Source organism: Rhodococcus sp. IEGM1339, assembly GCF_050321925.1.
Classification (GTDB): domain Bacteria; phylum Actinomycetota; class Actinomycetes; order Mycobacteriales; family Mycobacteriaceae; genus Rhodococcus; species Rhodococcus pyridinivorans.
This window is the reverse complement of record NZ_JBNQFT010000001.1, coordinates 434,437-460,255: the sequence shown is the minus strand read 5'-3', so window position 1 is coordinate 460,255 and position 25,819 is coordinate 434,437. Positions and strand designations below refer to the sequence as shown.

The 25,819-nt window shown below is 68.8% G+C and carries 20 protein-coding genes; 16 read left to right on the top strand and 4 right to left on the bottom strand.

Annotation, left to right across the window (positions count from 1 at the left end; all coding sequences use genetic code 11):
• The first annotated feature begins 4 nt into the window (after positions 1–4).
• From ACQR3U_RS02185 to ACQR3U_RS02130, 12 genes are all read left to right on the top strand, one after another.
• Positions 5–490, top strand: a complete 486-nt coding sequence (locus ACQR3U_RS02185; protein WP_230809576.1) for a (2Fe-2S)-binding protein — start codon at positions 5–7, stop codon at positions 488–490.
• Positions 490–2,883, top strand: coding sequence for an aerobic carbon-monoxide dehydrogenase large subunit (locus tag ACQR3U_RS02180; RefSeq protein ID WP_006551114.1), 2,394 nt, complete (start codon positions 490–492; stop codon positions 2,881–2,883). The genes ACQR3U_RS02185 and ACQR3U_RS02180 overlap by 1 nt, the downstream gene beginning before the upstream one ends.
• Positions 2,884–2,929: 46 nt before the next feature.
• A complete protein-coding gene (locus ACQR3U_RS02175; RefSeq protein WP_230809633.1) occupies positions 2,930–3,841 on the top strand; it encodes an XdhC family protein in 912 nt (303 codons plus the stop codon).
• A 44-nt stretch (positions 3,842–3,885) separates the two neighbouring features.
• Complete coding sequence (locus tag ACQR3U_RS02170; RefSeq protein ID WP_230809632.1) at positions 3,886–4,734, top strand: AAA family ATPase; 849 nt, start codon at positions 3,886–3,888, stop codon at positions 4,732–4,734.
• The gene (locus ACQR3U_RS02165; RefSeq protein ID WP_230809575.1) at positions 4,734–5,984 is read left to right on the top strand and encodes a vWA domain-containing protein; all 1,251 of its coding nucleotides are present in this window, start codon (positions 4,734–4,736) and stop codon (positions 5,982–5,984) included. The genes ACQR3U_RS02170 and ACQR3U_RS02165 overlap by 1 nt, the downstream gene beginning before the upstream one ends.
• 2 nt (positions 5,985–5,986) lie before the next feature.
• Positions 5,987–8,020: a cytochrome c oxidase assembly protein gene (locus tag ACQR3U_RS02160; protein ID WP_230809574.1), complete on the top strand. Its 2,034-nt coding sequence runs from the start codon at positions 5,987–5,989 to the stop codon at positions 8,018–8,020.
• 90 nt (positions 8,021–8,110) lie between these two features.
• Complete coding sequence (locus tag ACQR3U_RS02155; protein ID WP_372477499.1) at positions 8,111–9,241, top strand: lipase family protein; 1,131 nt, start codon at positions 8,111–8,113, stop codon at positions 9,239–9,241.
• Positions 9,242–9,313: 72 nt separating this feature from the next.
• Positions 9,314–10,987: an energy-dependent translational throttle protein EttA gene (gene ettA, locus ACQR3U_RS02150; protein ID WP_230809573.1), complete on the top strand. Its 1,674-nt coding sequence runs from the start codon at positions 9,314–9,316 to the stop codon at positions 10,985–10,987.
• On the top strand, positions 10,980–11,402 hold the full coding sequence (locus ACQR3U_RS02145) for an acyl-CoA thioesterase (protein ID WP_019289031.1): 423 nt from the start codon (positions 10,980–10,982) through the stop codon (positions 11,400–11,402). The genes ettA and ACQR3U_RS02145 overlap by 8 nt, the downstream gene beginning before the upstream one ends.
• A 140-nt stretch (positions 11,403–11,542) precedes the next feature.
• Positions 11,543–16,351, top strand: a complete 4,809-nt coding sequence (locus ACQR3U_RS02140; RefSeq protein WP_230809572.1) for an NAD-glutamate dehydrogenase — start codon at positions 11,543–11,545, stop codon at positions 16,349–16,351.
• A 3-nt stretch (positions 16,352–16,354) separates the two neighbouring features.
• On the top strand, positions 16,355–16,789 hold the full coding sequence (locus ACQR3U_RS02135) for an acyl-CoA thioesterase (protein ID WP_016691845.1): 435 nt from the start codon (positions 16,355–16,357) through the stop codon (positions 16,787–16,789).
• 35 nt (positions 16,790–16,824) lie between these two features.
• A complete protein-coding gene (locus ACQR3U_RS02130; protein WP_230809571.1) occupies positions 16,825–17,520 on the top strand; it encodes a hypothetical protein in 696 nt (231 codons plus the stop codon).
• A gap of 7 nt (positions 17,521–17,527) precedes the next feature.
• On the opposite strand, the gene ACQR3U_RS02125 is transcribed toward ACQR3U_RS02130, so the two are convergent.
• Positions 17,528–19,165, bottom strand: coding sequence for a glycoside hydrolase family 13 protein (locus ACQR3U_RS02125; RefSeq protein ID WP_372477498.1), 1,638 nt, complete (start codon positions 19,163–19,165; stop codon positions 17,528–17,530).
• An 84-nt stretch (positions 19,166–19,249) separates the two neighbouring features.
• On the opposite strand from ACQR3U_RS02125, the gene ACQR3U_RS02120 reads away from it, so the two are divergent.
• Positions 19,250–19,669 (top strand): cupin domain-containing protein, encoded by a 420-nt coding sequence (locus ACQR3U_RS02120; protein ID WP_230809569.1) that lies wholly within the window; start codon positions 19,250–19,252, stop codon positions 19,667–19,669.
• A gap of 16 nt (positions 19,670–19,685) precedes the next feature.
• On the opposite strand, the gene ACQR3U_RS02115 is transcribed toward ACQR3U_RS02120, so the two are convergent.
• Complete coding sequence (locus tag ACQR3U_RS02115; RefSeq protein WP_230809568.1) at positions 19,686–20,078, bottom strand: globin; 393 nt, start codon at positions 20,076–20,078, stop codon at positions 19,686–19,688.
• 186 nt (positions 20,079–20,264) lie between these two features.
• On the opposite strand from ACQR3U_RS02115, the gene ACQR3U_RS02110 reads away from it, so the two are divergent.
• From ACQR3U_RS02110 to ACQR3U_RS02100, 3 genes are read left to right on the top strand one after another with little or no spacing between them, the layout of a single operon-like run.
• On the top strand, positions 20,265–20,894 hold the full coding sequence (locus ACQR3U_RS02110; RefSeq protein ID WP_230809567.1) for an HNH endonuclease: 630 nt from the start codon (positions 20,265–20,267) through the stop codon (positions 20,892–20,894).
• Positions 20,895–20,953: 59 nt separating this feature from the next.
• Entirely contained in the window at positions 20,954–21,226 is a 273-nt protein-coding gene (ctaJ, locus tag ACQR3U_RS02105) for an aa3-type cytochrome oxidase subunit CtaJ (RefSeq protein ID WP_006551127.1), read from the top strand.
• Positions 21,213–21,686, top strand: coding sequence for a DUF5130 domain-containing protein (locus ACQR3U_RS02100; protein ID WP_006551128.1), 474 nt, complete (start codon positions 21,213–21,215; stop codon positions 21,684–21,686). Before ctaJ ends, ACQR3U_RS02100 begins: the two co-directional genes overlap by 14 nt.
• A gap of 123 nt (positions 21,687–21,809) precedes the next feature.
• On the opposite strand, the gene pepN is transcribed toward ACQR3U_RS02100, so the two are convergent.
• Both pepN and ACQR3U_RS02090 read right to left on the bottom strand, forming a co-directional pair.
• A complete protein-coding gene (gene pepN, locus ACQR3U_RS02095; RefSeq protein ID WP_230809566.1) occupies positions 21,810–24,392 on the bottom strand; it encodes an aminopeptidase N in 2,583 nt (860 codons plus the stop codon).
• Positions 24,393–24,455: 63 nt separating this feature from the next.
• Positions 24,456–25,697, bottom strand: a complete 1,242-nt coding sequence (locus tag ACQR3U_RS02090) for an NAD(P)/FAD-dependent oxidoreductase (protein WP_019289039.1) — start codon at positions 25,695–25,697, stop codon at positions 24,456–24,458.
• Positions 25,698–25,819: the final 122 nt, after the last annotated feature.

Here is a 25,819-nt window from a genome sequence, read left to right as displayed (position 1 = left end):
ACCGATGCAGATCTCGATGACGGTCAACGGCGAGAGTGTCACCGCCGACGTCGAACCCCGGACGCTGCTCGTGCACTTCCTGCGCGACTACCTCGGTCTGACCGGAACCCACTGGGGTTGCGACACGAGCAACTGCGGTACGTGTGTCGTCGCCGTGGACGGCGAGCCGGTGAAGTCGTGCACCACGCTGGCGGTCATGGCCGCCGGCCACGAGGTGCTCACCGTCGAGGGACTCGAACGCGACGGTGTCCTCGACCCCGTGCAGGAAGGCTTCGTGCGCTGCCACGGACTGCAGTGCGGCTTCTGCACCCCGGGAATGATGATCACCGCGCGGTCCCTGCTCGACCGCGATCCCGACCCCGACGAGGCGACGATCCGCGAGGCGATCTCCGGGCAGATCTGCCGCTGCACCGGCTACACCACCATCGTCCGGTCGGTCCGGTGGGCCGCCGAACACTCCTCGAAGGCGCAACCCACGGAGGTGTTGTGATGACCGCGGTCGAACCGGACACACGCCCGGAGGAACAGGACAACGATGGCAAGCCGTGCGGACACGGCCGGATGCTGCGCAAGGAGGACCCGCGGTTCGTGCGGGGCCGCGGCAACTACGTCGACGACGTCCGGCTGCCCGGCATGCTGCATCTCGCTGTGCTCCGATCGCCGGTTGCGCATGCGCGCATCAACGGCATCGATACGTCCGCCGCCCTCGCGCACCCGAAGGTGCGGGCGGTGATCACGGGCGCCGATCTGGCAGAGAAGGGGCTCGCCTGGATGCCGACGCTGTCGAACGACGTACAGGCCGTGCTGGCCACCGACAAGGTGCGCTTCCACGGTCAGGAGGTCGCCTTCGTCGTCGCCGACGACCACTACTCGGCGCGCGACGCCCTCGAACTGATCGACGTCGACTACGAGATGCTCGACCCGGTCGTCGACGTGCGCACGGCCCTGTCGCCCGAGGCACCGGTGATCCGGACCGATCTCGACGGCAAGACCGACAACCACTGCTTCGACTGGGAAACCGGCGATGCCGCGGCCACCGACGCGGTCTTCGCGAAGGCCGACGTCGTCACCCGGCAGGAGATCGTCTATCCACGCGTGCATCCCGCGCCGATGGAGACCTGCGGTGCGGTCGCCGATTACGACCGGATCTCCGGGAAGCTGACGCTCTGGTCCACCACACAGGCCCCGCACGCCCATCGCACGCTGTACGCGCTGGTGGCGGGTCTGCCCGAGCACAAGATCCGCGTCATCTCACCCGACATCGGCGGGGGATTCGGCAATAAGGTCCCCATCTACCCCGGCTACGTCGGAGCGATCGTCGCGTCGCTGGTCACCGGTCATCCGGTGAAGTGGATGGAGGACCGCAGCGAGAACCTCATGAGCACCGGCTTCGCACGCGACTACATCATGGTCGGGGAGATCGCGGCGACGAAGGAAGGTCGCATCCTCGCGATCAGGTCCCGTGTCCTCGCCGACCACGGCGCCTTCAACGCCACCGCGGCCCCGGTGAAATATCCGGCCGGCTTCTTCGGTGTGTTCACCGGCAGTTACGACATCGAGGCCGCCTACTCCCACATGACCGCGGTCTACACCAACAAGGCACCCGGCGGCGTCGCCTACGCCTGCTCGTTCCGCATCACCGAGGCCGTGTACTTCGTCGAACGGCTCGTCGACTGCCTCGCCTACGACCTCGACATGGACCCTGCGGAACTGCGCCTGAAAAACCTCCTGCGCCCTGATCAGTTCCCCTACACGAGCAAGACCGGCTGGAAGTACGACTCGGGCGACTACGAGACCACCATGCGCAAGGCCATGGACATCGTCGGCTACGACGAGCTGCGCCGCGAGCAGGCCGAACGCCGCGCACGGGGTGAGCTGATGGGTATCGGCATGTCGTTCTTCACCGAGGCCGTCGGCGCCGGTCCGCGCAAGGACATGGACATCCTCGGTCTCGGCATGGCCGACGGCTGCGAACTGCGTGTCCATCCCACCGGCAAGGCCGTGGTGAGATTGTCGGTGCAGTCCCAGGGGCAAGGACACGAGACGACTTTCGCGCAGATCGTCGCGGAGGAGATCGGCATCCCGCCCGACGACATCGACGTCGTCCACGGAGACACCGACAACACCCCCTTCGGGCTCGGCACCTACGGAAGCCGCTCGACACCGGTGTCCGGCGCGGCCGCCGCGCTGGTAGCCCGCAAGGTGCGCGACAAGGCGAAGATCATCGCATCGGGCATGCTCGAGGTCTCCGTCGCCGATCTCGAATGGGAGAAGGGCACCTTCCGAGTCAAGGGCGACCCGTCGGCGGCGGTCACGATCCAGGACATCGCGATGCGGGCCCACGGCGCCGGCGATCTGCCCGAAGGTCTCGAAGGCGGTCTCGAGGCGCAGATCTGCTACAACCCCGAGAACCTCACCTATCCCTATGGCGCCTACTTCTGTGTCGTCGACGTCGATCCCGGCACCGCGGAGGTGAAGATCCGCAGGTTCCTGGCCGTGGACGACTGCGGCACCCGCATCAACCCGATGATCATCGAAGGGCAGGTGCACGGTGGCATCGTCGACGGGATCGGCATGGCCCTGATGGAGATGATCTCGTTCGACGAGAACGGCACCTGCCTGGGCGGGTCGTTCATGGACTACCTGATCCCCACCGCCCTCGAGGTACCCACGCTCGAGACGGCGTTCACCGTCACTCCGTCACCGCATCACCCGATCGGCGCGAAGGGCATCGGCGAATCCGCCACGGTCGGTTCCCCACCCGCGATCGTCAACGCCGTGGTCGATGCGTTGAAACCCCTCGGCGTCCGGCACGCCGACATGCCGTTGACACCGTCGCGGGTGTGGGAAGCCATGCAGGGTCGCGCGACCCCGCCGATCTGAGCGACGCGACAGAAGGATTCGAGTGGAACGAGCGGAGTACGAGGACATGGACCTTGCGGTGCGGGCAGCACAGTTGCGCAGCGAACGCCGCCCGTTCGTGGAAGCGACCGTCGTACGGGCACAGCCGCCGACGTCCGCGCACTCGGGCGACCGGGCGCTCGTCCACGCCGACGGCACGATCGAGGGGTTCGTCGGCGGACAGTGCACCGAGAACTCGGTGCGCGAAATGTCCCGCACGGTGCTCGAGCGAGGGGAGAGCATGCTCCTACGGGTGCTGCCGGCCGGAGCCGCCGAGTTCCCCGACACCCCGGGGGCGACGATCGCGGTCAACCCGTGCATGTCCGGTGGGGCCACCGAGATCTTTCTCGAGCCGCGGATGCCTGCGCTCGTGGTGGCCGTCTTCGGGGACTCGCCCGTGGCCGACGCCGTGAGCGACTTCGCGCGGCGCGTCGACTACTCGGTGGAACGGATCCGCGGGACGCGAGTGCCTGCCGAGGCGTCGGTGGTGATCGTCGCGAGTCACGGAGGCGACGAGGGGAGTGTGATCCGCGCGGCGCTCGACGCCGGAAGCCGCTATATCGGTCTGGTCGCCAGTCACACCCGTGGCGCCGCGGTGCTCGACGAGGTGGATCCGACCGACGACGAGCGTGCCCACGTGCACACCCCGGTCGGGCTCGATATCGGTGCCCGCACCCCTGCGGAGATCGGTCTGTCGATCGTGGCCGACATCGTGCGAGTCGCGCGCAGCGGCAGCCTCGTCCGCCCCTCCGAGGAGAGTTGTCGACGCGTCGAGGTGCCGAGGGAGACGGAGTCGAAGCCGCAGACGGCCGTCGACCCGGTGTGCGGGATGACCGTCACGATCACCGAGTCCACCCCGCACCTCGTCGTTGCGGGCCGGACGATGTGGTTCTGCTGCCCGGGTTGCCGCAGCCGCTTCGAGAAGGACGACGTCGCGTGACCGACCCGTCCTCTCCGGGCATCTTCACCGGCGTCGACGACGTGATGGCCAGATTCGACAGCCACGATCACCTACTCGATCAGGGCACCGCCGCCGCGATCCACCTCTCCGTCGCATTGGGGCGACCGCTGTTGCTCGAGGGCGAACCTGGGGTCGGCAAGACCACTGCCGCCAAGGTGCTCGCGCAGATTCTCGGCAGCCCGCTGATCCGGTTGCAGTGCTACGAGGGACTGTCGGTCGCCGAGGCCCTCTACGACTGGAACTACCAACGCCAGTTGCTCGCGATCCGGCTCGCCGAGGCGCGCGGCGACGTTCCCGCCGAAGCCGACCTGTACTCCGAGGAATACCTCCTCGAACGCCCCATCCTGCGCTGCGTCCGCCACCGCGGCGACACACCCGCCGTTCTGCTCGTCGACGAGATCGACCGTGCCGACGACGAATTCGAGGCGTTGCTGCTCGAGTTCCTGGGGGAGTTCGCCGTCACCATTCCCGAACTCGGCACCCTCACCGCGACCCGCCCGCCCGTTGTCGTGCTGACCTCGAATCGGAGCCGCGACCTACACGACGCACTGCGGCGACGTTGCCTGTACCACTGGATCGACTACCCCGACCGCGCCCGGGCGGTGGCGATCCTGCGTCGCACGGTGCCATCGGCGAACCTCGCGCTCGTCGAACGTGCCACAGATTTCGTCGCGGTGGCCCGCGGACTCGATCTCGACAAGGCACCCGGAATCGCGGAGACCATCGACTGGGTATCGGCCCTCGCCGCGCTCGGTGTCACCGACCTCGTCCGGCCCGAAGCGGCGATGTCGCTCGCGGCACTGGCGAAGACTCCCGACGACGGCGACGCGCTGGGGGAGGCGCTGACCCGCTTCGTCTCCACCGAAGTGTAATGAGCGCCGGGCTGCTCCCCGGGGTCGATCACGCCGCCTTCACAGTCGCGTTGGTCGACCGGCTCAGGTCCGCCGGGATCGTGGTCCCGGCGGACGGAGCGGCGACCTTCACGCGCGGCTTGCGTGCGTGTCCGCCAACCACGCGGACTCGGTTGTACTGGACCGCGCGGCTCACCCTCGTCGACCGGTACGAGAGCCTGTCCACCTTCGATACGGTCTTCGACCGGGTGTTCGGCGAGGCACCAGTTCCGCTCGACCCGCACGCCCGTCGCACGGGACCCGAGGACGAAGGCGCGCCGGGGGCGTCGACACCGGACGGACCCAGCCGGCCCATCGGGGTTCCCACTTCCGGGCACGACGTTCCATGGGTCACCAGGACGATCGTCGAATCCGCAGAGGGGGAGCGGGCACCCGGCCGCCCGGGGCGCGAGGTGGCGAGCGCACTGGCCGAGATCGCCGATCAGCGGTTCGACGACCTCGACCCGGCGCAACTCGCACTCCTCGAGACATGGATCGAGGCGGCCGGAGCGCGCTGGGCGATCCGCCGCACCCGCCGCCGGGTGCAACGCCACACCGGACGCGTCGACATCCGCGCGAGCATCGCAGCCTCCCGCGGCACGGGGTTCGAGCCGCTCCGGCTGATCCGCACGAGATCGGGTCGACGCCGGCGGCAGGTCGTCGTGTTCTGCGATGTCAGCCGTTCCATGCGTCCCTACATCGGGGTATATCTGCATCTCGTGCGTGCGCTCGCCCACACCGGAACGGCTGAGGTCTTCGTGTTCTCCACCACAGCTGCGCGTCTGACGCCGGTCCTCCGGCACCGGTCGGTCGATCAGGCGATCGGCGTCGCCAACGAGCGGGTACGGACGCGGTTCGGAGGCACCCGCATCGCCGGTTCGCTCGCCGAGGTGGTCGCCTCCCATCACGGACACCTGATGCGCGGAGCGATCGTCGTTGTCGCGTCCGACGGTTGGGACAGCGACGATCCCACCGAACTCGCCCACGTCCTGGCCAGGATCCGGCGTCGCGCGCACCGGCTGGTGTGGCTCAACCCCCGGGCCGGGCAGGCCGGTTTCACGCCCTCGACCGGGTCGATGTCCGCCGCGCTTCCACACTGCGACGCGATGGTGGCGGCCGACACACTCGTGGCCCTGCAGCACGCCGTCGACGTTGTTACGTCCACGGATACGGGGGACGGGGGACTCCGACGGCGTGTCGTAGGTCATGGCGTGAACGTCCTACCCTGGTAGGCATGGCAACATCCGAGCTCGCGTCTCCCGCGCAGCCTCCGGCGCCCGCCCCCATGAGGGGAAACCCGCCGGCACTGCTGATTCTCTTCGGCCTCCTCGCCGCCCTCGTCGCGGCGTTCGCGGTCGGACTGTCCGCTGCGCAGGCTCTGGTGTTGCTCGGCATCCCCGATCCCGGTCCGCTCACCACCTACGGTCTCCCGGCGGTCCGCGCGATCTCCGAGATCGCGACGGTCATCACGATCGGCTCGCTGTTCTTCGCCGCCTTCCTCGTGCCCCCGCAGCGGAGCGGGGTACTCGACGTCGGCGGTTATCGTGCCGTGCGGACGGCGGGCGTCGCGGCGACGGTGTGGGCCGTGACAGCGGCGCTGATGGTGCCGCTGACCTTGTCCGACACTTCCGGCAGTCCGCTGAGTGAGGCCATCCGTCCGGAGAACCTGTTCTCGGCGCTCGGTCAGGTGGAGGTCGCGCTGGCCTGGGCCTGGACGACCGTGCTCGCGCTGATCACCGCGCTGCTGATCCGGCTCGCAGTGCGCTGGTCGTGGACGCCGTATCTGTTGCTGCTGTCGTTCGTCGCCCTCATGCCGATCGCCCTGACCGGGCACTCCTCGTCGGGTGGTTCGCACGATATGGCGACCAACAGCCTCGTGCTGCACCTCGGCGCGGCGTCCGTCTGGGCCGGCGGGTTGTTCGCGCTGCTCGCCCATTCGATGCGGGGAGGGGAGCACACCGATGTCGCCGCCCGGCGGTTCTCCTTCGTCGCCGGACTCGCGTTCGTCGTGATGGCTGTCAGCGGCGTGATCAACGCCGCGGTCCGCATGTCGTTCGACGACCTGACGACCACCACCTACGGCGGTTTGCTGCTCGCGAAGACCGTCGCGCTGGTCCTGCTCGGCATCTTCGGCTGGGCCCAGCGACGCCGGGCGCTTCCGGCCCTCGAGGCCGACCCCACGAGCCGGTCCGCTCTCGTCCGGTTCACCCTCGCCGAGGCGTTCGTCCTCGCCGCGACCATCGGCCTGGCCGTGGGACTCGGCCGCACGCCCCCGCCGCCGCCGGCCTCGGTACCGACGATCCAGGAGGTCGAGCTCGGCTACCAGCTCGACGTACCGCCGTCGTTCGTGAGCCTGTTCTTCGGCCAGTGGCGCTTCGACCTGATCTTCGGCACGGCTGCTCTCGTGTTCGCCGCCGCCTACGCCGTCGGTCTGTGGACGCTGCGCAAGCGCGGCGACTCGTGGCCGGTCGGCCGGTCGATCGCCTGGTTCTCGGGTTGCTTCGTGCTGTTCGTCGCCACCAGTTCGGGCGTCGGGATGTACTCGCCGGCGATGTTCAGCGTGCACATGGGCGCGCACATGGCTCTGTCGATGCTCGCCCCGGTGCTCCTTGCGCTCGGCGGGGCGATGACCCTCGCCCTGCGTGCGTTCAAGCCGGCCGGCCGCAACGCCCCTCCCGGACCACGCGAATGGATCCTCGAGTTCTTGCACAGCCCGCTGTCGCGCTTCTTCACGCATCCGATCGTCGCATCGGTGATGTTCGTCGGCGGTTTCTACGCGTTGTATCTCGGAGGGATCTTCACCGCGTTCATCGACAGTCACACCGCCCACGTCCTGATGAACCTGCACTTCCTGCTCAGCGGCTACCTGTTCTACTGGGTGGTGATCGGCGTCGACCCGTCGCCACGCGACCTGCAGCCCGTGACGAAGCTGGCGATGGTCTTCGGCTCGCTCCCGTTCCACGCCTTCTTCGGCGTGACCCTCATGAGCATGGGCACGGTGATGGCCGAGAGCTACTACCGCGGCCTGGCACTACCGTGGAACTACGACCTGTTCTCCGATCAGAAGGTCGGCGGCAGCATCGCATGGTCGGCCGGCGAGATCCCGCTCGTGCTCGTGATGCTCGCCCTGCTCGTCCAGTGGTCGCGCAGCGACCGGCGCACGGCGCGACGTGTCGACCGGGCCGCCGAACGCGACGACGACGCCGATCTCGCGGCACACAACGCGATGTTCGCCGAGCTGGCGCGCCGCGACCGCGAAAGCCGCTAGCCGCGCCGATCCGACGTGCACATCCTGTCGCGCCGCGGCTAATCGGACGAATACGGACGCCGCGGCCGGACGGTCCGTATCGTCCTCGGCGTGACCCGTACCACGCACGTCCCCGCCCTGCTGCTCGCCGGTGCTCTGGCACTGCTGACGACCGTCGTGTCACCTCCCGCGGTGGGCGCGAACCCGGCGCCGGGAAAGGTTGTCGAGGTCGCCACGCTCGACCCGGAATCGTCCCTGCCCGGGGCGTCCTCGGCTCGCGTCCTCGCCTACACCACGCAGTGGCGCGACGGCACCCCGACCACGGCGACCGGGGCACTGTTCGTCCCTCCCGGCACGCCGCCCGAGGGCGGGTGGCCCGTCGTCGCATGGGCCCACGGGACCGTCGGTCTCGACGATTCGTGCGCGCCCTCGCGGTTGCCGCGCACACCGCGCGACACTGCCTATCTCGACCACTGGCTCGGGCAGGGCTATGCCGTCGTGGCAGCCGACTATCCGGGCCTCGGGTCGGGCGGGCTGCACCGCTATCTGGACGGGCAGAGCGCCGCGAACAGCGTCATCGACATCGTGCGGGCGGGACGCGCTGTCGAACCGTCGCTGTCCGACCGCTGGGTCGTGATCGGCCAGTCGCAGGGTGGGCACACCGGTCTACACACCGCGCACGCTGCGACCTCCCGCGCGCCCGAACTGGACTTTCGCGGGACACTCACGACCGGCGCCCCGTCCAACCTCGAGTACCTGTTCCCGCTCGGATTCCCGGGCTTCCCCGACCTCGGTCTCGACGGGCTCACGGCGTTCGCCGCCTACATCTTCGCGGGTCTGCGCGACGCCGATCCTTCCCTGGACGTCGACGGATACCTCACTCCCCTCGGTCGCGAGGTGGTCGACGCCGCCGAGCGACTCTGTTACGACGAGCTGATGGACCGCTACGGCGAGATCGGCATCGGCGAGGTCCTTGCCCGTCCGCTGAGCGACGACCGGTTCCGCGCCGCCTTCACCGACTATGTCGCGGTGCCGACCCGTGGTTACGACCGGCCACTGTTCCTCGCGCAGGGTCTGCGCGATACGACGGTGCCCGCGCCGCTCGCGTTCGAACTGATCGGGGACCTGTGGGCCGGGGGCGCGAACGCGCAGTTCCGGACGTATTCGACAGGGCACTCGGAGACGATGTTCGCGTCGCTGCCCGACACGACAGGCTTCGTCGCGGAGCTGCTGCGGCGCTGACGCGGGCGCGGCCCGGGCATCCCGTGGTCGCACGATATGGGTTATCGACCGTCGACCGATACGCTGGTGGTCATGGCGGAGTTCATTTACACGATGAAGAAGGTGCGCAAGGCGCACGGTGACAAGGTCATCCTCGATGACGTCACCATGAGCTTCTACCACGGCGCGAAGATCGGCGTCGTCGGACCCAACGGCGCGGGCAAGTCGTCGATTCTCAAGATCATGGCCGGGCTCGATCAGCCCAGCAACGGCGAGGCCTTCCTCGATCCGGAGGCCACCGTCGGCATCCTCCAGCAGGAGCCGCCCCTCAACGAGGAGAAGACGGTCCGGGAGAACGTCGAGGAGGGCCTCGGCGACATCAAGGTCAAGCTCGACCGGTTCAACGAGATCGCCGAGCTCATGGCCACCGACTACTCCGACGAGCTGATGGAGGAGATGGGCAAGCTCCAGGAGGAGCTCGACCACGCCAACGCGTGGGATCTCGACTCGCAGCTCGAGCAGGCCATGGACGCACTGCGCTGCCCTCCGCCGGACGAGCCCGTCACCCACCTCTCCGGTGGTGAGCGCCGCCGTGTCGCGCTGTGCAAGCTGCTGCTGAGCAAGCCCGACCTGCTGCTCCTCGACGAGCCCACCAACCACCTCGACGCCGAGTCGGTGCTGTGGCTCGAGCAGTTCCTCGCGTCCTACCCGGGGGCCGTGCTGGCCGTCACCCACGACCGGTACTTCCTCGATCACGTCGCGCAGTGGATCTGCGAGGTCGACCGCGGCAAGCTGCATCCCTACGAGGGCAACTACTCCACCTACCTGGAGAAGAAGGCCGAGCGTCTCGAGGTCCAGGGCAAGAAGGACCAGAAGCTGCAGAAGCGGCTCCGCGAGGAACTCGAGTGGGTCCGCTCCGGTGCCAAGGCACGGCAGACGAAGAACAAGGCGCGTCTGGCCCGCTACGAGGAGATGGCAGCCGAGGCCGAGAAGTACCGCAAGCTCGACTTCGAGGAGATCCAGATCCCGACGCCGCCGCGTCTGGGCAACGTCGTTGTCGAGGTCGAGCACCTCGACAAGGGCTTCGACGGCCGTGTCCTGATCAAGGACCTGTCGTTCACGCTGCCGCGCAACGGCATCGTCGGTGTCATCGGTCCCAACGGCGTCGGCAAGACCACGCTGTTCAAGACCATCGTCGGTCTCGAGGAGCCCGACAGCGGCACCGTCAAGGTGGGCGACACGGTCAAGCTGAGTTACGTCGACCAGAACCGCGCGAACATCGACCCGAAGAAGACGGTCTTCGAGGTGGTCTCCGACGGTCTCGACTTCATCGAGGTCGGGCAGAACGAGATGCCGTCGCGCGCGTATGTGAGCGCGTTCGGGTTCAAGGGTCCCGACCAGCAGAAGCCGGCCGGTGTGCTCTCCGGTGGTGAGCGCAACCGCCTGAACCTGGCGCTCACGCTCAAGGAGGGCGGCAACCTGATCCTCCTCGACGAGCCGACCAACGACCTCGACGTCGAGACCCTGTCGTCGCTCGAGAACGCGCTGCAGCAGTTCCCGGGTTGCGCCGTCGTGATCTCCCACGACCGCTGGTTCCTCGACCGCACCTGTACCCACATCCTGGCGTGGGAGGGCAACGTCGAAGAGGGCAAGTGGTTCTGGTTCGAGGGCAACTTCGAGGCCTACGAGGCGAACAAGATCGAGCGTCTCGGAGCCGATGCGGCACGTCCGCACCGCGTCACGCACCGGAAGCTCACGCGTGACTGAGCGCAACGGCCACCGGCCCTACCGGTGCCCGGTCGAGGTGCGCTGGGGCGACTCCGATCGGCTCGGGCACGTCAACAACGCCAAGGTCGTGGAGTACCTGCAGGAAGGGCGCATCAAGTTCTTCCGGAGCGAGCTGCCGGCCCGCGATGCCGTCGTGCTCCGGAAGATGGACGTCGAGTTCCTGCGTCCGATCAAGGATTCCTCGGCGCCGATCGAGGTCGAGACGACGGTGCTTCGTCTCGGCACGAGCTCGTTCACGGTGCGTCAGACGATCCTCGACCGGGACGGCGTGGTGTGCGCGGTCGCCGACACCGTGCTCGTCGGCTTCGATCCCGAGACCGACACGTCGCAGCCGTTGACAGACGAGGTACGGGCGGTGCTCGACCGGCACCGCGCCGTCACGCCCACCGGCTGAGCGGGTACATCCTGTCGACCGGCCCGGCTGTTACCCGACCCGCCGGTTCCGACCCCCCGACTGCGCGCCGCGGATAAGCTCGATCACGAGTCCGTCCGCGGCGCGCGGAGTATCCGCCTGACAGAGCAGGAAGGGTGTCGATGGCCGACCCGGCTGTGGTGCAGACAAATGCAACGGACAGCGATGCCTCTCCCGAGGCGGTCCTCGAGCGGATCTATCAGGGCTCCGGAGAGTTCACCACGGACCACGGCGCGGCCGCGCTCGAGCACGTCCGTCTCGGTCGTCGCCGCGCACCGGGCACCGCTGTCGTCGGTGTGCGCCGCACCGAGGGCATGGGTGTCGCCGTACAGATCGTCACCGACGACATGCCGCTGCTCGTCGAATCGGTGCTGGCACTGCTGTCCCGGCTGGGTGTCTCGGTGGCGACGGTCATCCACCCCGTCCTGTCTGCGCGCCGCACCGCCGAGGGCGACCTCGAGCGCCTGGCCGACGAAGGCGGACGGGCCTCGGGTGGAGTCGCCGAATCGTGGATGCACATCGAGTTGCGCGGGCCCGTCGACGACGAATCGCTCGAGGAGATCGATCACGGCTTGCGGCGTGTACTGTCCGATGTGCGGCAGGTGGCGTCGGACTCCGGGAAGATGCACGCCCTGCAGCGCGACCTCGCGGACGCGCTCGACGGCCTGGCCGCCGATCCGCCGGCGCACTACACGGCCGACGAGCTCACCGAGACCGCCGAACTGCTGCGCTGGTTGAGCGGCGGGAACTTCACTCTTCTCGGCTACCGGCGCTACGACTTCGTTCCCGACGGCGGCGACGACAACGTGCGCGCGACGCCCGTGCCCGGCAGCGGCAGGGGAGTGCTGCGCACCGATGCCTCGGTCGCGGACCCGCTCGACCTGCCCGGTGAGGTCGGCACGTGCCGCCGCCCGCTGCTCGTGCTCACTCAGGGCGCGCTTCCCGCCACCGTGCACCGTTCCGTCTATCCGTACTTCGTCGGCGTCGCCCGGCTCGACGCCGACGGCGCGCTCGTCGGGGAGGATCGTTTCCTCGGTGTCCTCACCGTGACCGCTCTGCACGAGAACATCCTCGACATCCCCGTGGTCTCGCGCCGGGTGCGGGAGGTCGTCGCGCGGGCGCGGGTCGAGCTGTCGTCCTACAGCGGCCAGGCGATGCTCGAGATCATGCAGACGGTGCCCCGCGCGGAACTGTTCTCCATGGACACCGACACCCTCTACGAGACCGTCACGGCGGTGGTCGACATCCGCAGGCAGGTGCGGTTGTTCGTCCGCGTCGACACCTACGGGCGGTACATCTCGTGCCTCGTCTACCTGCCGCGCGACCGCTACACGACGAAGGTGCGCGTGGCGATCCAGGACATCCTGTTGCGCGAGTTCGGTGGCGGCGTACTCGACTACACCGCGCGGGTCTCCGAACGTGACCTCGCGTTGCTGCACGTGACGATCCGTTTCTCCGGGCGCGCACGTCGCGAGGTGGACACCTCCGAGGAGAACCGCCTGCGGATCCAGGCGATGCTCGCGGAAGTGACCCGCAACTGGGCCGATCGGCTCGGTGAGGCGGCGGCCGCGACCGGCGATCTCGATCCGTTGCTGGTGCAGCGGTACGCCGAGGTCGTGCCCGAGGCGTACAAGGAGGACTTCGGCTCCGAACGTGCCCTGGACGACCTGCGGCGTCTGGAAGCGCTCGACTCCGGCGATCTCGACACGCACCTGTACCGTCCGGGTTCCGACGATCCGTTGTCGTTGCGTTTCACCCTGTACATCGCCGACGAGACGGTCACCCTCGGCCGGATCCTCCCGGTGTTGCAGAGCCTCGGCGTCGAGGTCGTCGACGAGCGGCCCTACCGGCTGCCGCGATCGGACGGAATCGAGTGCGGGATATACGATTTCGGACTCTGTCTGCCCGAGGACATCGAGCACGGCATCGTGGAGGCCGATCCGACCCTGGCGGATCGTCTCACCGACACCTTCACCGTGGCCTGGCGGGGGGCGGTCGAGACCGACCGGTTCAACCAGCTCGTGCTGCGCGCCGGGCTCACCTGGAAGCAGGTCGTGCTTCTCCGCGCCTACGCGAAGTACTTGCGCCAGACCGAATTTCCGTACAGCCAGTACAACATCGAAGGTGTGCTGCTCGGCGCCCCCCACACCGCGGCGCTGCTCGTCGGGCTGTTCGAGTCCCGATTCGATCCGGAGAACGCCTCCGCCGAACGCGAACAGCAGATCGCCGAGGAACTCACGACGACGATCGCAGAGGTGACCGCCCTGGCCACCGACCGCATCCTCCGGGGACTGTTCTCGTTGATCCGTGCGACCCTGCGCACCAACTTCTACGTGGCCGGCGGTATCGGGCACGAGCGCCCGGACGGCCGGGCGTTGTCGCTCAAGTTCGATCCGCGACGGATCGCCGAACTACCCCAGCCGCGACCGGCTTTCGAGGTGTTCGTCTACGCCCCGGGCGTCGAGGGCGTCCACATGCGGTTCGGTCCCGTCGCCCGCGGTGGTCTGCGCTGGTCCGACCGCCGGGAGGACTTCCGCACGGAGGTGCTCGGCCTGGCCAAGGCGCAGGCCGTGAAGAACGCGGTGATCGTGCCCGTGGGTGCGAAGGGCGGCTTCGTCGTCAAGCACGCCCCGCGTCCGACCGGTGACGCCGAGGCGGACCGGCGCGCCGTCCGCGAGCGTGGCGAGCGGTGCTACCGGTGCTTCATCGCCGGTCTGCTCGACATCACCGACAATCTCGACGCCGCCCGCAACGACACGGTCCCGCCGCAGCGGGTCGTGCGTCACGACAACGACGACCCGTATCTCGTGGTGGCTGCGGACAAGGGCACCGCGTCGTTCTCCGACCTCGCGAATTCCGTTGCGGCGGAATACGGCTACTGGCTCGGCGACGCGTTCGCGTCAGGTGGCTCCGCCGGTTACGACCACAAGGAGATGGGCATCACCGCGCGCGGTGCATGGGAGAGCGTCCGGCGTCACTTCCGCGAACTCGGATCCGACCCGCAGACGGACGATTTCACCGTCGTCGGCATCGGTGACATGAGCGGTGACGTCTTCGGCAACGGCATGCTGCTCAGCCGGCACATCCGGCTCGTCGCGGCCTTCGACCATCGGCACATCTTCCTCGATCCCGATCCCGATCCGGAGCGGTCGTTCGAGGAGCGGCGCCGGTTGTTCGAACTGCCGCGGTCGTCGTGGAAGGACTACTCGACCGAACTCGTCTCGGCCGGGGGCGGGGTGTGGGACCGGACGGCCAAGTCGGTGCCCGTCGGTCCCGAGGTGCGTGCGGTGCTCGACCTGCCCGACGACGTCACCGCACTCCCACCGCCCGAACTGATCCGCGCGATCCTGCGCGCACCCGTCGACCTGTTGTGGAACGGCGGTGTCGGCACCTACGTGAAGGCGTCGACGGAAACCCATGCGGACGTGGGGGACAAGAGCAACGACGGCGTGCGCGTCGACGGGCGGGAACTGCGTGCCCGGGTCGTGGGCGAGGGCGGCAATCTCGGTGTCACGCAACGCGGCCGCATCGAGTTCGCGCGCGCCGGCGGAAAGATCAACACCGACGCGATCGACAACTCGGCCGGCGTCGACAGCTCCGACCACGAGGTCAATATCAAGATTCTCCTCGACGCTATGGTGACCGCCGGCGAACTCGCGGCGGAGGACCGCAATCCGCTGCTCGCGTCGATGACCGACGACGTCGCCGAACTCGTTCTCGCCGACAACATCTCGCAGAACGCCGTGCTCGGACTCGAGCGGGCCGTCGCGCCGTCCCTGCTGGGGGTGCACCGTCGGATGCTCGCAGCCCTGGAACTCGATCGTGGACTCGACCGCGGCCTCGAGGCCCTGCCCGATGAGGCCGAGTTCGATCGTCGTGAAGCGGCGGGGGAGGGATTGACGTCGCCGGAGCTGGCGCAGCTCCTCGCCCACGTCAAGCTCGCCCTCGTCGACGACCTGCTGGCCACGGACCTGCCCGACAACGAGACCTTCGCGTCGATCCTGCCCGCTTACTTCCCGCCCGCTCTGCGCGAGCGGTTCCGGGCCGGGATCCGGGCGCATCCGCTGCGTCGGCAGATCGTTGCGACCATGCTGGCCAACACCACGGTCGACAACGGCGGCCCCACCTACGTCTACCGGCTCGCCGAGGAGGCCGGGGCGTCGGCGACCGACGCCATCCGCGCCTACACCGCCGTCACCACCATCTTCGGGCTACCAGCCCTGTGGGACGAGATCCGGGCCGCCGGGCTGCCTGTCGACATCGAGGACGACCTGCTGCTCGAATCCCGCCGCGTGCTCGACCGGGCGTCGCGCCGGCTCCTCGCCACGCGACCGCAGCCCCTCGCGGTCGGTGCCGAGATCAGCCGTTACCGCGATGCCTTCGCGCGTCTCGCACCGCGGGTCGCGGACTGGATGCGCGGGCACCACGCCGAGGACTTCCTTCGTCGTACCCGCCCGCTCCTCGAACGAGGAGCGCCGGAGGAGCTCACGGGCGTCGTCTTCCGGCTCCTCGACCAGTTCCCGCTGCTCGACGTCATCGACATCGCCGACATAGAGCAGCGCGACGAGGCGGAGGTCGCCGATCTCTACTACGCCCTCGACGCGCGTCTCGGCGTCGACCGCCTGCTCACGGCGGTCTCCGGTCTCGAGCGGGGCGACCGCTGGCATTCGCTGGCACGCCTCGCGCTGCGCGAAGACCTGTACGGCTCGTTGCGGTCGCTCGTCCTCGACGTGCTCGCCGGCGCCGAACCCGGGGAGTCGACCGAGGAGATGATCGAGGACTGGGAGTCGTCCAACGGCTCCAAACTCGTCCGTGCGAGGGCGGCGCTCGACGAGATATTCGCGTCTGGAAGTCTGGACCTCGCCACCCTCTCGGTGGCGGCACGACAGATCAGGGGCATGGTGCGCACGCGCGCATCCGATCGGAGGTAACGAGTGAGCGGTGCGGGCGAACAGTTCGGTTTCCACACCGAGGTGATGGTGCGGTGGTCCGACATGGACGTCTTCCAGCACATCAATCACGCGCGGATGGTCACGCTCCTCGAGGAAGCACGGATCCCGTGGCTGTTCGCCGACGGCCGCCCCACCCGGGACCTGCGCGAGGGGGCCGTCATCGCCGATCTCCACGTCCGCTATCGCGGGCAGTTGCGTCACGACGACGGTCCGCTCGACGTGCTGATGTGGACGGAGAAGGTACGCGCGGTCGACTTCACGATCGGGTACGAGGTGCGGCCGGGCGGTGCCCCGGTCGACTCGGCGCCGGCGGTGGTCGCGTCCACCCAGATCGCGGCGTTCGACATCGAGACCCAGCGCCTGCGCCGGCTCAGCGACGACGAACGCGAGTTCCTGCGTCAGTGGCAACGAAACTGACGGTGGCACCGCAATTGACGAGGGACGAGGCCGACGTGACCGACGACCGGACCCGACGCGCAGAGCGCCTCCTGACGCTCGCCGACCCCGACGACAGCGTCGACCTCGCCGCATTCCTGGCCCGGGCCGCGCGTCTCGACGAGGCTGCCGTGGTGCGGTTGCGCCGCCGCGGCGACGGATTGCTCGGTGTGTGGACACGCACCGGTTTCGAGGTGCTCGCCGGACGCGTCGTCCGCGGAACCGTGGCTCCGGCCGACACCTGCGTGGCCGCCGAGTCGCTGCGGGCCGCGCTTCTCGCCGGGTCCGAACCGCGCACCGAGGTCGACCCGGGCTGGGCGATGGATTCCGCCTGGCGCGGCGCACTTCCACCCGACGACGGCTACGTCCACGTCGACGACGTGCCGGCACGGATCCTCGTCGCACTTGCGCAACGCGGCGTCGCGCTCACCCGCGAGCACGGCGCGCAGGGACCGCCGGCGTCGTTGCTCGCCCAAGAGGTTCTCGAGGTGAGCGGTGCCGGGACGACCGTGGGTGTGCCGATGCGCATGGTGTTCGCGCTCGGTGCGATGGGCTTCGTGCCGGGTTCCGGTCGTGACAGCGTCGACTCGACGGGTATCGATCCCGCCGAGGTGGTCCGGATCCGGGCGTCCGCCACCTGGATGCGCCTCGACGCCCGCTTCGGGTCGGTCTATCTGCGCCGCGGCGGGGGGCTCGGTCTGAGCGTCCTCTGAGGGAGCGTCACGCCAACCAGGCGGCGGTGTCCGGTGGCAGTGCGTGTCCGGTGAGCGGCGCACTCGCGAGCAGCACCTCGCCGGGAGGCAGATCGACCGCGACGTCGCCGGCGTTGAGAACACAGGTCAGGCCGTCGGAACGGCGGAAGGCCAGGCACCCCGCCGGGCTTCCGTACCAGCCGATCCCACCGCCCTCGGATCGCCTTAGCTCCGTGCTGATGGATCGCCTTCGCTCCGTACGGATCTCGATCGCCTGGCGGTACAGCGAGAGCGTCGAGCCCACATCCTCGAGTTGCTTCTCGACGGTGAGCGCCGACCACTCCGGCGGCTGGGGCAGCCACGCGGACCCGGCGGAGGTGAACCCGAAGGGCGGTGTTTCGCCCTCCCACGGCAGCGGCACGCGGCATCCGTCGCGTCCGCGCTCGGTGTGGCCGGATCGCTCCCAGACCGGATCCTGCAGCACCTCGTCGGGCAGGTCGACGTTCGGCAACCCCAGTTCGGCACCGTTGTAGACGAACACTGCTCCCGGGAGCGCGAGGGCGACGAGGATCATCGCGCGTGCCCGCGCGAGCCCGACCTCACCGCCTCCGTACCGAGTGACCTCGCGGTCGACGTCGTGGTTCGACAGCGTCCACGTCGGTGAGGCATGTACCGACGTCACCGCCGCCAGGCCCTTTTCGATCGCGTCGCGGACGGCGTCGGCGTCCCAGTCCGACAGCGTCAGGTGGAAGTCGAAGGCGAGATGCAGTTCGTCCGGGCGCAGGTACTCGGCGAACCGTTCGTGGTCGTCGACCCAGATCTCACCGATCGCCACCGAGTCGGGATACTCGTCGAAGACCCGCCGGATGCGGCGGTGGATGTCGTGCACCTCGGGATTGTTGAACCGAGGGTCGGCGGGGGAGTGCCCGAGCAGTTCGTTGGTCTCCCACCCCTCGTGGTCGGGAAGATCTGCGGGCTTGGCCATCCCGTGGGCCACGTCGATCCGGAAACCGTCCACGCCCCGGTCCAGCCAGAACCGCAGGGTCTTGTCGAGGTCCTCGACGACCTCCTCGTCGTCCCAGTTCAGATCGGGCTGCCCGGGAGCGAAGACGTGCAGATACCACTGACCGGGCGTGCCGTCGGGTTCGGTGATGCGGGTCCAGGCCGGCCCGCCGAAGACGCTCGGCCAGTTGTTCGGTGGTGCGCTGCCGTCCGGTTCGCGCCCGTCGCGGAAGTGGAAGCGCCGGCGTTCACGGCTGCCCGGCCCGGCTTCGAGCGCGGCCCGGAACCAGCGGTGCTCGACGCTGACGTGGTTCGGCACGAGGTCCATCACCACCCGGATGCGGCGCGCGTGGGCGTCGGCGACCAGCGCTTCGAGATCGGCGATGTCCCCGAACAGCGGGTCGATGTCGCGAGGATCGGAGACGTCGTAGCCGTGGTCGGCCATCGGTGAACGCATCACCGGGTTGAGCCAGATCGCGTCGACACCGAGCAGTTCGAGATAGCCGAGGCGGCTGCGCACCCCCGCGAGGTCGCCGATGCCGTCACCGTTCGCATCGACGAACGAGCGGGGATAGACCTGGTAGAAGACCGCGTTGCGCCACCACGGCGCCGTCGGGTCGCCTCGTCCGGAGGTCGGTGCTGCGGGGTGGGCCACGGGACTCATCGTGTCAGACGACAGGGCGAAAGGCAGGGCGAACGTGGCCGTGGCCGTTCCGTCCGGGCCTGCCCGCATGATAGGACGAACGGCATGAGTACGACATCGATCGTCGCGGTCCGGTTGGACGACGTGGAGCTGCGCGACGACCCGATCGACCCTGCGTGGATCCGCGAGGGCGCGCCCGTGGCGCGCAGCGGTCTGTGGGCGACCAGCGTCGACCGCACCACCACCACACACGTGTGGGACTGCACGGCCGGTCGCTTCGACTGGCATTTCGGCGTCGACGAGATTGTTCACATCGTGGAGGGCTCGGTCATCGTCTCGTCCGCAGACTCCGAGCCGCGCACCTTGCGTGCCGGGGACGCGGCGCTCTTCCGAGCCGGGACCACCGCTCTGTGGGAGGTCCCCGAATACGTGCGCAAGCACGCCGTCCTGCGTCGTCACCTGTCGCCGGCGGCGCGGTTCACCCAGAAGGTGGAGGACCGCCTGCGCCGGATTCTGGGCCGCTGAGCTGCGCCGACCTCGGTCAGATGGGGGAATTCATCAGCGAGTCGGCCGCCATGTTCATGTAGTCGACTAGCTGCCGGCGGTGCTCGTCGTCGAGCGTCTTCTCGTCGATCGACGCGATCGCGGTGTGCATGCAGCGCAACCAGGCGTCGCGCTCGAGCGGCCCGATCCGGAAGGGATGATGACGCATGCGCAGCCGCGGGTGGCCCCGCTCCTCGGAGTAGGTGCGCGGGCCGCCCCAGTACTGCTCGAGGAACATCCGCATGCGTCGTTCGGCCGGACCGAGATCCTCCTCGGGATACAGGGGCCGGACGATCTCGTCCCGTGCGATCTCCTCGTAGAACCGTGCAGTGAGCCGGCGGAACGTCTCGGCGCCACCGACCGCCTCGTAGAAGGTCTGCTCGTCACTCATCTGTATTCGTTCACCGTCCCTCTCGACCGTCCATTGTGCCCGCTCCCGACCGCACACCGCCCGACGAGCCGTGCCGGGCGGGACCGTCACCGGATGTTCACCGGCCCGACCTGGACCGGTCCGCTGATTCGGGGTGCGATTCGGGAGCATCCGTGGTCCACTGTTCCCAGTCTTTTCGGAGGTCGTATGAAGCACAGCAGCAGCTCGCATCGACAACTCCCGCCCGCGGACGCCCCTGCAGGGGTGCCGGGGGCTACCACACTGCGCGTGGTGCACGACAGCACCGCGACGGTACCCGACTGGTTGAAACGTCGAGTGTTGCTGCTCAACGCCACCTACGAGCCACTCACGGCCCTGCCCGCTCGCAGGGCCGTGGTCCTGATGGCCGGGGGCAAGGCCGATACCGTGCACGACGATCCGCTCGCCCCGCTGGTGCGGTCGGCAGAATGGTCCGTGCAGCTGCCATCGGTGATCCGTCTGCGCAACTATGTACGCGTTCCGTATCACGCGCGGGTGCCGCTCACCCGGGCCGCGCTCATGTACCGCGACCTGAACCGGTGCGCCTACTGCGGTGGCAAGGCCGAGACGATCGACCACGTCGTGCCGCGCAGCCGAGGCGGCGAGCACACCTGGGAGAACTGCGTCGCATGCTGCGCGCCGTGCAACCATCGCAAGGCCGACAAGCTGCTCACCGAACTCGGATGGACCCTGCGTGTGGTGCCGAATCCGCCCAAGGGCCGGCACTGGCGCTTGCTCGCCACCCTGCCCGAGTTGCACCCCACCTGGCTGCCCTATCTGGGGGAGGGCGCGGCCTGATCGGGCCGTTCTCCGGGGCATATGAGGCCTTTCGGGCCCGGCTGGGCTAACGTTTGGCTGTGAGCATTCTCGAGACAACCCTGATCTTCGTCGGCATCCCGCTGCTGATCGTCTTGGTCTTCGGTGGGCTGTCCTTCGTCCTGAGCAAGTACCCGGGCTCCACGCCGTCGGACGACCCGTACACGCTCGACCGGAAATGGGAGCACGGACCGCTCCTGTGGACCGCGACCGACGAATCGACCCATCCCTGGAAATACCCGCATCATGGTCACGGTCATGCCGCTCTGACCTCGGCGGAGCTGATCGGAGGTACCGCAAGTGGCAAGTGGTGACGTGATCCAGCGTCCGGTCGTCGCGCCGGAGAACCTGCCGCACGGTGCGGCACTCACCGCGAGCGGACGCATCTCCGCCGTGCGCGGTCTCGGTCAGGCCTTCACGGGTGCGCCCTTCAAGGACCGCGACCTCATCACCCTCGACGACACGCTCACGCACGCGACGCGGATCACCAATGTGCGGTTCACCGTCTACATCGGTGACGACGAGAATCCGGCCGCGGCGACCGACGCCCTGCTGCCGACGACGCCGGACGCCGACAACTCGGTCCTCGTCGCCGTCTTCCCGAACCAGCGGAGCATCGAGATTCGCTCGGGTCGCACCGCCGCCGACCGCGCCACCGACCGGGTGCTGCAGCTCGGCGTGACCGCGGCCGTGTCGTCCTTCGGCCAGGGGAATCTGCTCGACGGCATCACCAGTGCGGTCCGCGTCATCGCGAACGCCATGGTCGCTCCCTAGTCCGGAGCCCACGACCATCTGTGGCCCGCTGCCACTCCGCGAAGGAGAGGCGGCGGGCCACAGTCGTCTCATGTGGGCGTCTCATGTGGGCACCGCCCACGGTCGTTCGGTGAGGTCGGCGCGTCAGGACGCGTCGAACGCGCGTGCCTTCAACGAGCGCACGACCCCGGCACGACCCTCGACGACGAGCCGGCGCAGCGCCGGCGGATGGTCGCCGGCGAGGAACTCGTCTGCCGCAGCCACCGACTGCTCACTGATCGACCACGACGGGTAGAGCCCGATCACGACGGTCTGCGCGACCTCGCTCGAACGACGCTCCCACACTCCCGGCACCTCCGCGAAGTACCGCGCGACGTACGGCTCGAGCAATTCGCCCTGACCGGCCGGGGCGAAACCGCCGATCACGGCGCGCGCCGTGATGTTCGGGACGCTGTCGTCGTGCACGACGGTCTGCCACACCTGCTCCTTGACGGCCTCCTGCGGACGGGCCGCGCGGGCGGCCGCCGCCTGGCGGGCACCCGCGGCCGTCGGGTCGCGTTCGGCCTCCGCGTCGATGAACGGCGACTCCACGCCCTCGGCGTCGACCTCACCCGCCGCGGCGAGCGCCTGGACGATCCGCCAGCGCAGATCGGTGTCGACCGTCAGCCCGGGCAGGCCGACCGTCGCCGGATCGGCGCCCAGCAGCTCCTCGAGCACCTCGGTGTGCCAGGGAGACAGGTACGCGGTGGTCAGCGCGTTGACGAACGCGAGCTGATGGTCGGAGCCGGCGACGGACTCGCGGGCGAGCTCGAGCAGACGGTTGGCGAAGTCCGCCCGGCCCTGCTCCGCGGCCCAGGACGGGTCGGCGTAGCTCTCCAGCGCGGTGTGCGCCTGCATGAGCAGACGCTGGACGACACCGACCTCGGTCTCGGCGGCGATACCGCGCTGCACGAGGGCGACGAAATCGCGCGCCTTCATCTCGGCCTGACGGGTCATCTCCCACGCCGCCGACCACACCAGGGTGCGCGGCAGCGACTCGGCGATGTCGCCGACCCGGTCTATGACGGTTGCGAGCGACTCCTCGTCGAGCCGCACCGAGCAGTACGTCAGGTCGTCGTCGTTGACGAGGACGAACGCGCCGCGCGGCACGCCCACCAGATCGGGGACCTCGGTGCGCTCGGCGGCGTCGACGTCGATCTCCACGCGGTGCGTGCGGACGAGCTTGCCGGAGCCGTCGTCGTCGTACACACCGATCGCGAGGCGGTGCACGCGGAACTCACCGGCGCCGGGCTGGGCACCTTCCTGCACCACCGCGAAACGCGTGAAGCGTCCCTGGTCGTCGACCTCGAAGTCCGGTCGCAGGATGTTCAGGCCGGTGGTCTTGAGCCACTGGGCACCCCAGTCCGACAGGTCGCGGCCGGAGGCCTTCTCCAGCGCGGCGAGCAGGTCGTCGAAGGTGGCGTTGCCGTAGGCGTGGTCGCGGAAGTACTCGCGCAGACCGGCGAGGAAGGGCTCCTGCCCCACATAGGCGACGAGCTGCTTGAGCACCGACGCGCCCTTGGCGTAGGTGATGCCGTCGAAGTTGACCTCGACCGCGGCGAGGTCGGGGATGTCGGCGGCGATCGGGTGCGTCGACGGCAGCTGGTCCTGCCGGTAGGCCCACGACTTCTCGACGTTCGCGAAGGTCGTCCACGCGTTGGTGTACTCGGTGGCCGAGGCCTGGCACAGCACCGACGCGAACGTCGCGAACGACTCGTTGAGCCACAGGTCGTCCCACCAGCGCATGGTGACGAGGTCGCCGAACCACATGTGCGCCATCTCGTGCAGGACGGTCTCGGCGCGGCGCTCGTAGGAGTAGCGGGTGACCTTGGACCGGAAGACGTAGTCCTCCAGGAAGGTCACCGCTCCGGCGTTCTCCATCGCCCCGGCGTTGAACTCGGGCACGAACAGCTGGTCGTACTTGCCGAAGGCGTAGGGGATCCCGAAGTTGGCGTGGTAGAAGCCGAAGCCCTGTTTGGTCTCGGTGAACAGCCGGTCGGCGTCCATGTACTCCGCGAGCGACGCTCGGCAGAAGATGCGCAGCGGGATGGTGCCGTGCTCGTCGGTGTACTCGTCGGACCACACGGCATACGGACCGGCGATGAGCGCGACGAGATAGGTGCTCATCCGCGGGGTGGTGCGGAAGATGTGCAGACCCGGCTGCGCGGCCGCCGTCTGTACGGTGTCGGCGTTGGAGATCACGGCCCAGTCCTGCGGCGCGGTGACCTGCAGGTCGAAGGTGGCCTTGAGATCGGGCTGGTCGAAGCACGCGAACATCCGCTTGGCGTCGGCCGTTTCGAACTGCGAGTACAGGTACACCGCGTCGTCGGTGGGGTCGACGAACCGGTGCAGGCCCTCGCCGGTGTTCGTGTACAGGCAGTCGGCGTCGACGACGAGTTCGTTGTGAGCGGCGAGCCCGGTAAGGGCGATGCCGGTCTCCTCGGAGTATCCGGACACGTCGACGGGGTCGCCGTTGAGGGTCGCCGAATGCACGGTCTTCGCGATGAGGTCGATGAACGTCGAGGCTCCCTCGGTCGCGTCGAATCGCACGGTGGTCACCGATCGGAAGGTCGTGGTGCCCGGCGCGCCGGCACCGTCGGTGAGATCCAGTTCGATGCTGTAGTTGTCGACGGACAGGATCGCGGCCCGTTCGGCGGCCTGCTCGCGGGTCAGATTCGGTGGTGCCACGGGAGAACTCCTTCTCACGACGGAATGTCGGTCGGCGTCCATCCCATCATGATCGGCGAACCCTCACGGAGCGACGTCGGACAACGGCACCGTGGTGTCCGTCAGCCGGCCGACGTCGACGGGCCGCCCGGAGGCGATGAGTGCGCGGAGGTCGTCCCCGGCATCCCAGATGTTGACGTTCATCCCCGCCCGGACCCGCTGCTCGTCGTCGAGCCAGAACGCGAGGAACTGCCGTCCCGGCACGTCGCCGCGGGTGACCACCCGCGCGTCGCGGGGCGCGAGCCCGACATACTCCATGCCAAGGTCGTACTGGTCGGTGAAGAAATAGGGGAGCCGGTCGTAGGTCGCCTCACGTCCGAGCATCGTCGCGGCCGCGACGGCCGGCTGGTTCAGGGCGTTCGCCCAGTGTTCGACGCGCACACGGGTGCCGAGCAGCGGATGCTCCGCCGACGCGATGTCGCCGACAGCGACGATGTCCGGGTCGCTCGTCCGCAGCGATGCGTCGACGAGCACGCCGTCGTCCACCGCGAGTCCGGCGTCGCGGGCCAGCTCGATGTTCGGGCGCGCCCCGACCGCGACGAGCACGGCGTCGGCGGGCACCACACTGTCGTCGCCGAACCGGATGCCGCTCGCGCGACCGTCGTAGGCGACGATCTCGCGCACCGAGGTGTTCGTCCGCAGATCGACACCGTGCGCGCGGTGCAGGTCGGCGAACACCGCACCCATCTCCTCGCCGAGGGCACCGGACAGGGGTTGCTTCGCGGTCTCCGCGACCACCACGCCCGCGCCCCGGTCGCGGGCGTTCGCGGCGATCTCCATGCCGATCCATCCCGCGCCGATGACGGCCAGCCATCCCGCGTGGTCGGTCTCGCCCTGGATCGCGGTGAGCAGCGCATCGGAGTCCTCGATGGTGCGCATGACGTACACGCGTTCGGCGTCGGCTCCGGGAATCGGGACCGTGCGGGGAGTCGAGCCCGTGGCGAGCGCGAGCTTGTCGTAGTGGAGCGTCGACCCGTCGGGCAGCGTCACCGTGTGGGCGGCCGGATCGATCGCGGTGACCTTCGTGCCGAGCAGCAGTTCGACGCGGTGGTCGCGGTACCAGTCGCCGTCGTGCACCGTGAAGTCGGTGAGTTGCTTGCGTCCGGCGAAGTAGTCCTTCGACAACGGCGGTCGCTCATAGGGCAGGTGCTCCTCCGCGCCGATGAGCAGGATGCGCCCGGGAAAGTCGCGGGCGCGCAGTTCCTCTGCCAGCTTGGCGCCGGCCAGACCCGCGCCGACGATCAGAAACGTTTCCTCACCCGACATCGTGGTGCCTCCGCTGTGATGCGTGCCGGACCTGCTTCCCGGCTCCGACGTTACGGCTACCGCCCGCACTACGGCCCGGTTCAGGAAGAATCGTCGACGGGGCCGTGTTGAACATGCTTGTA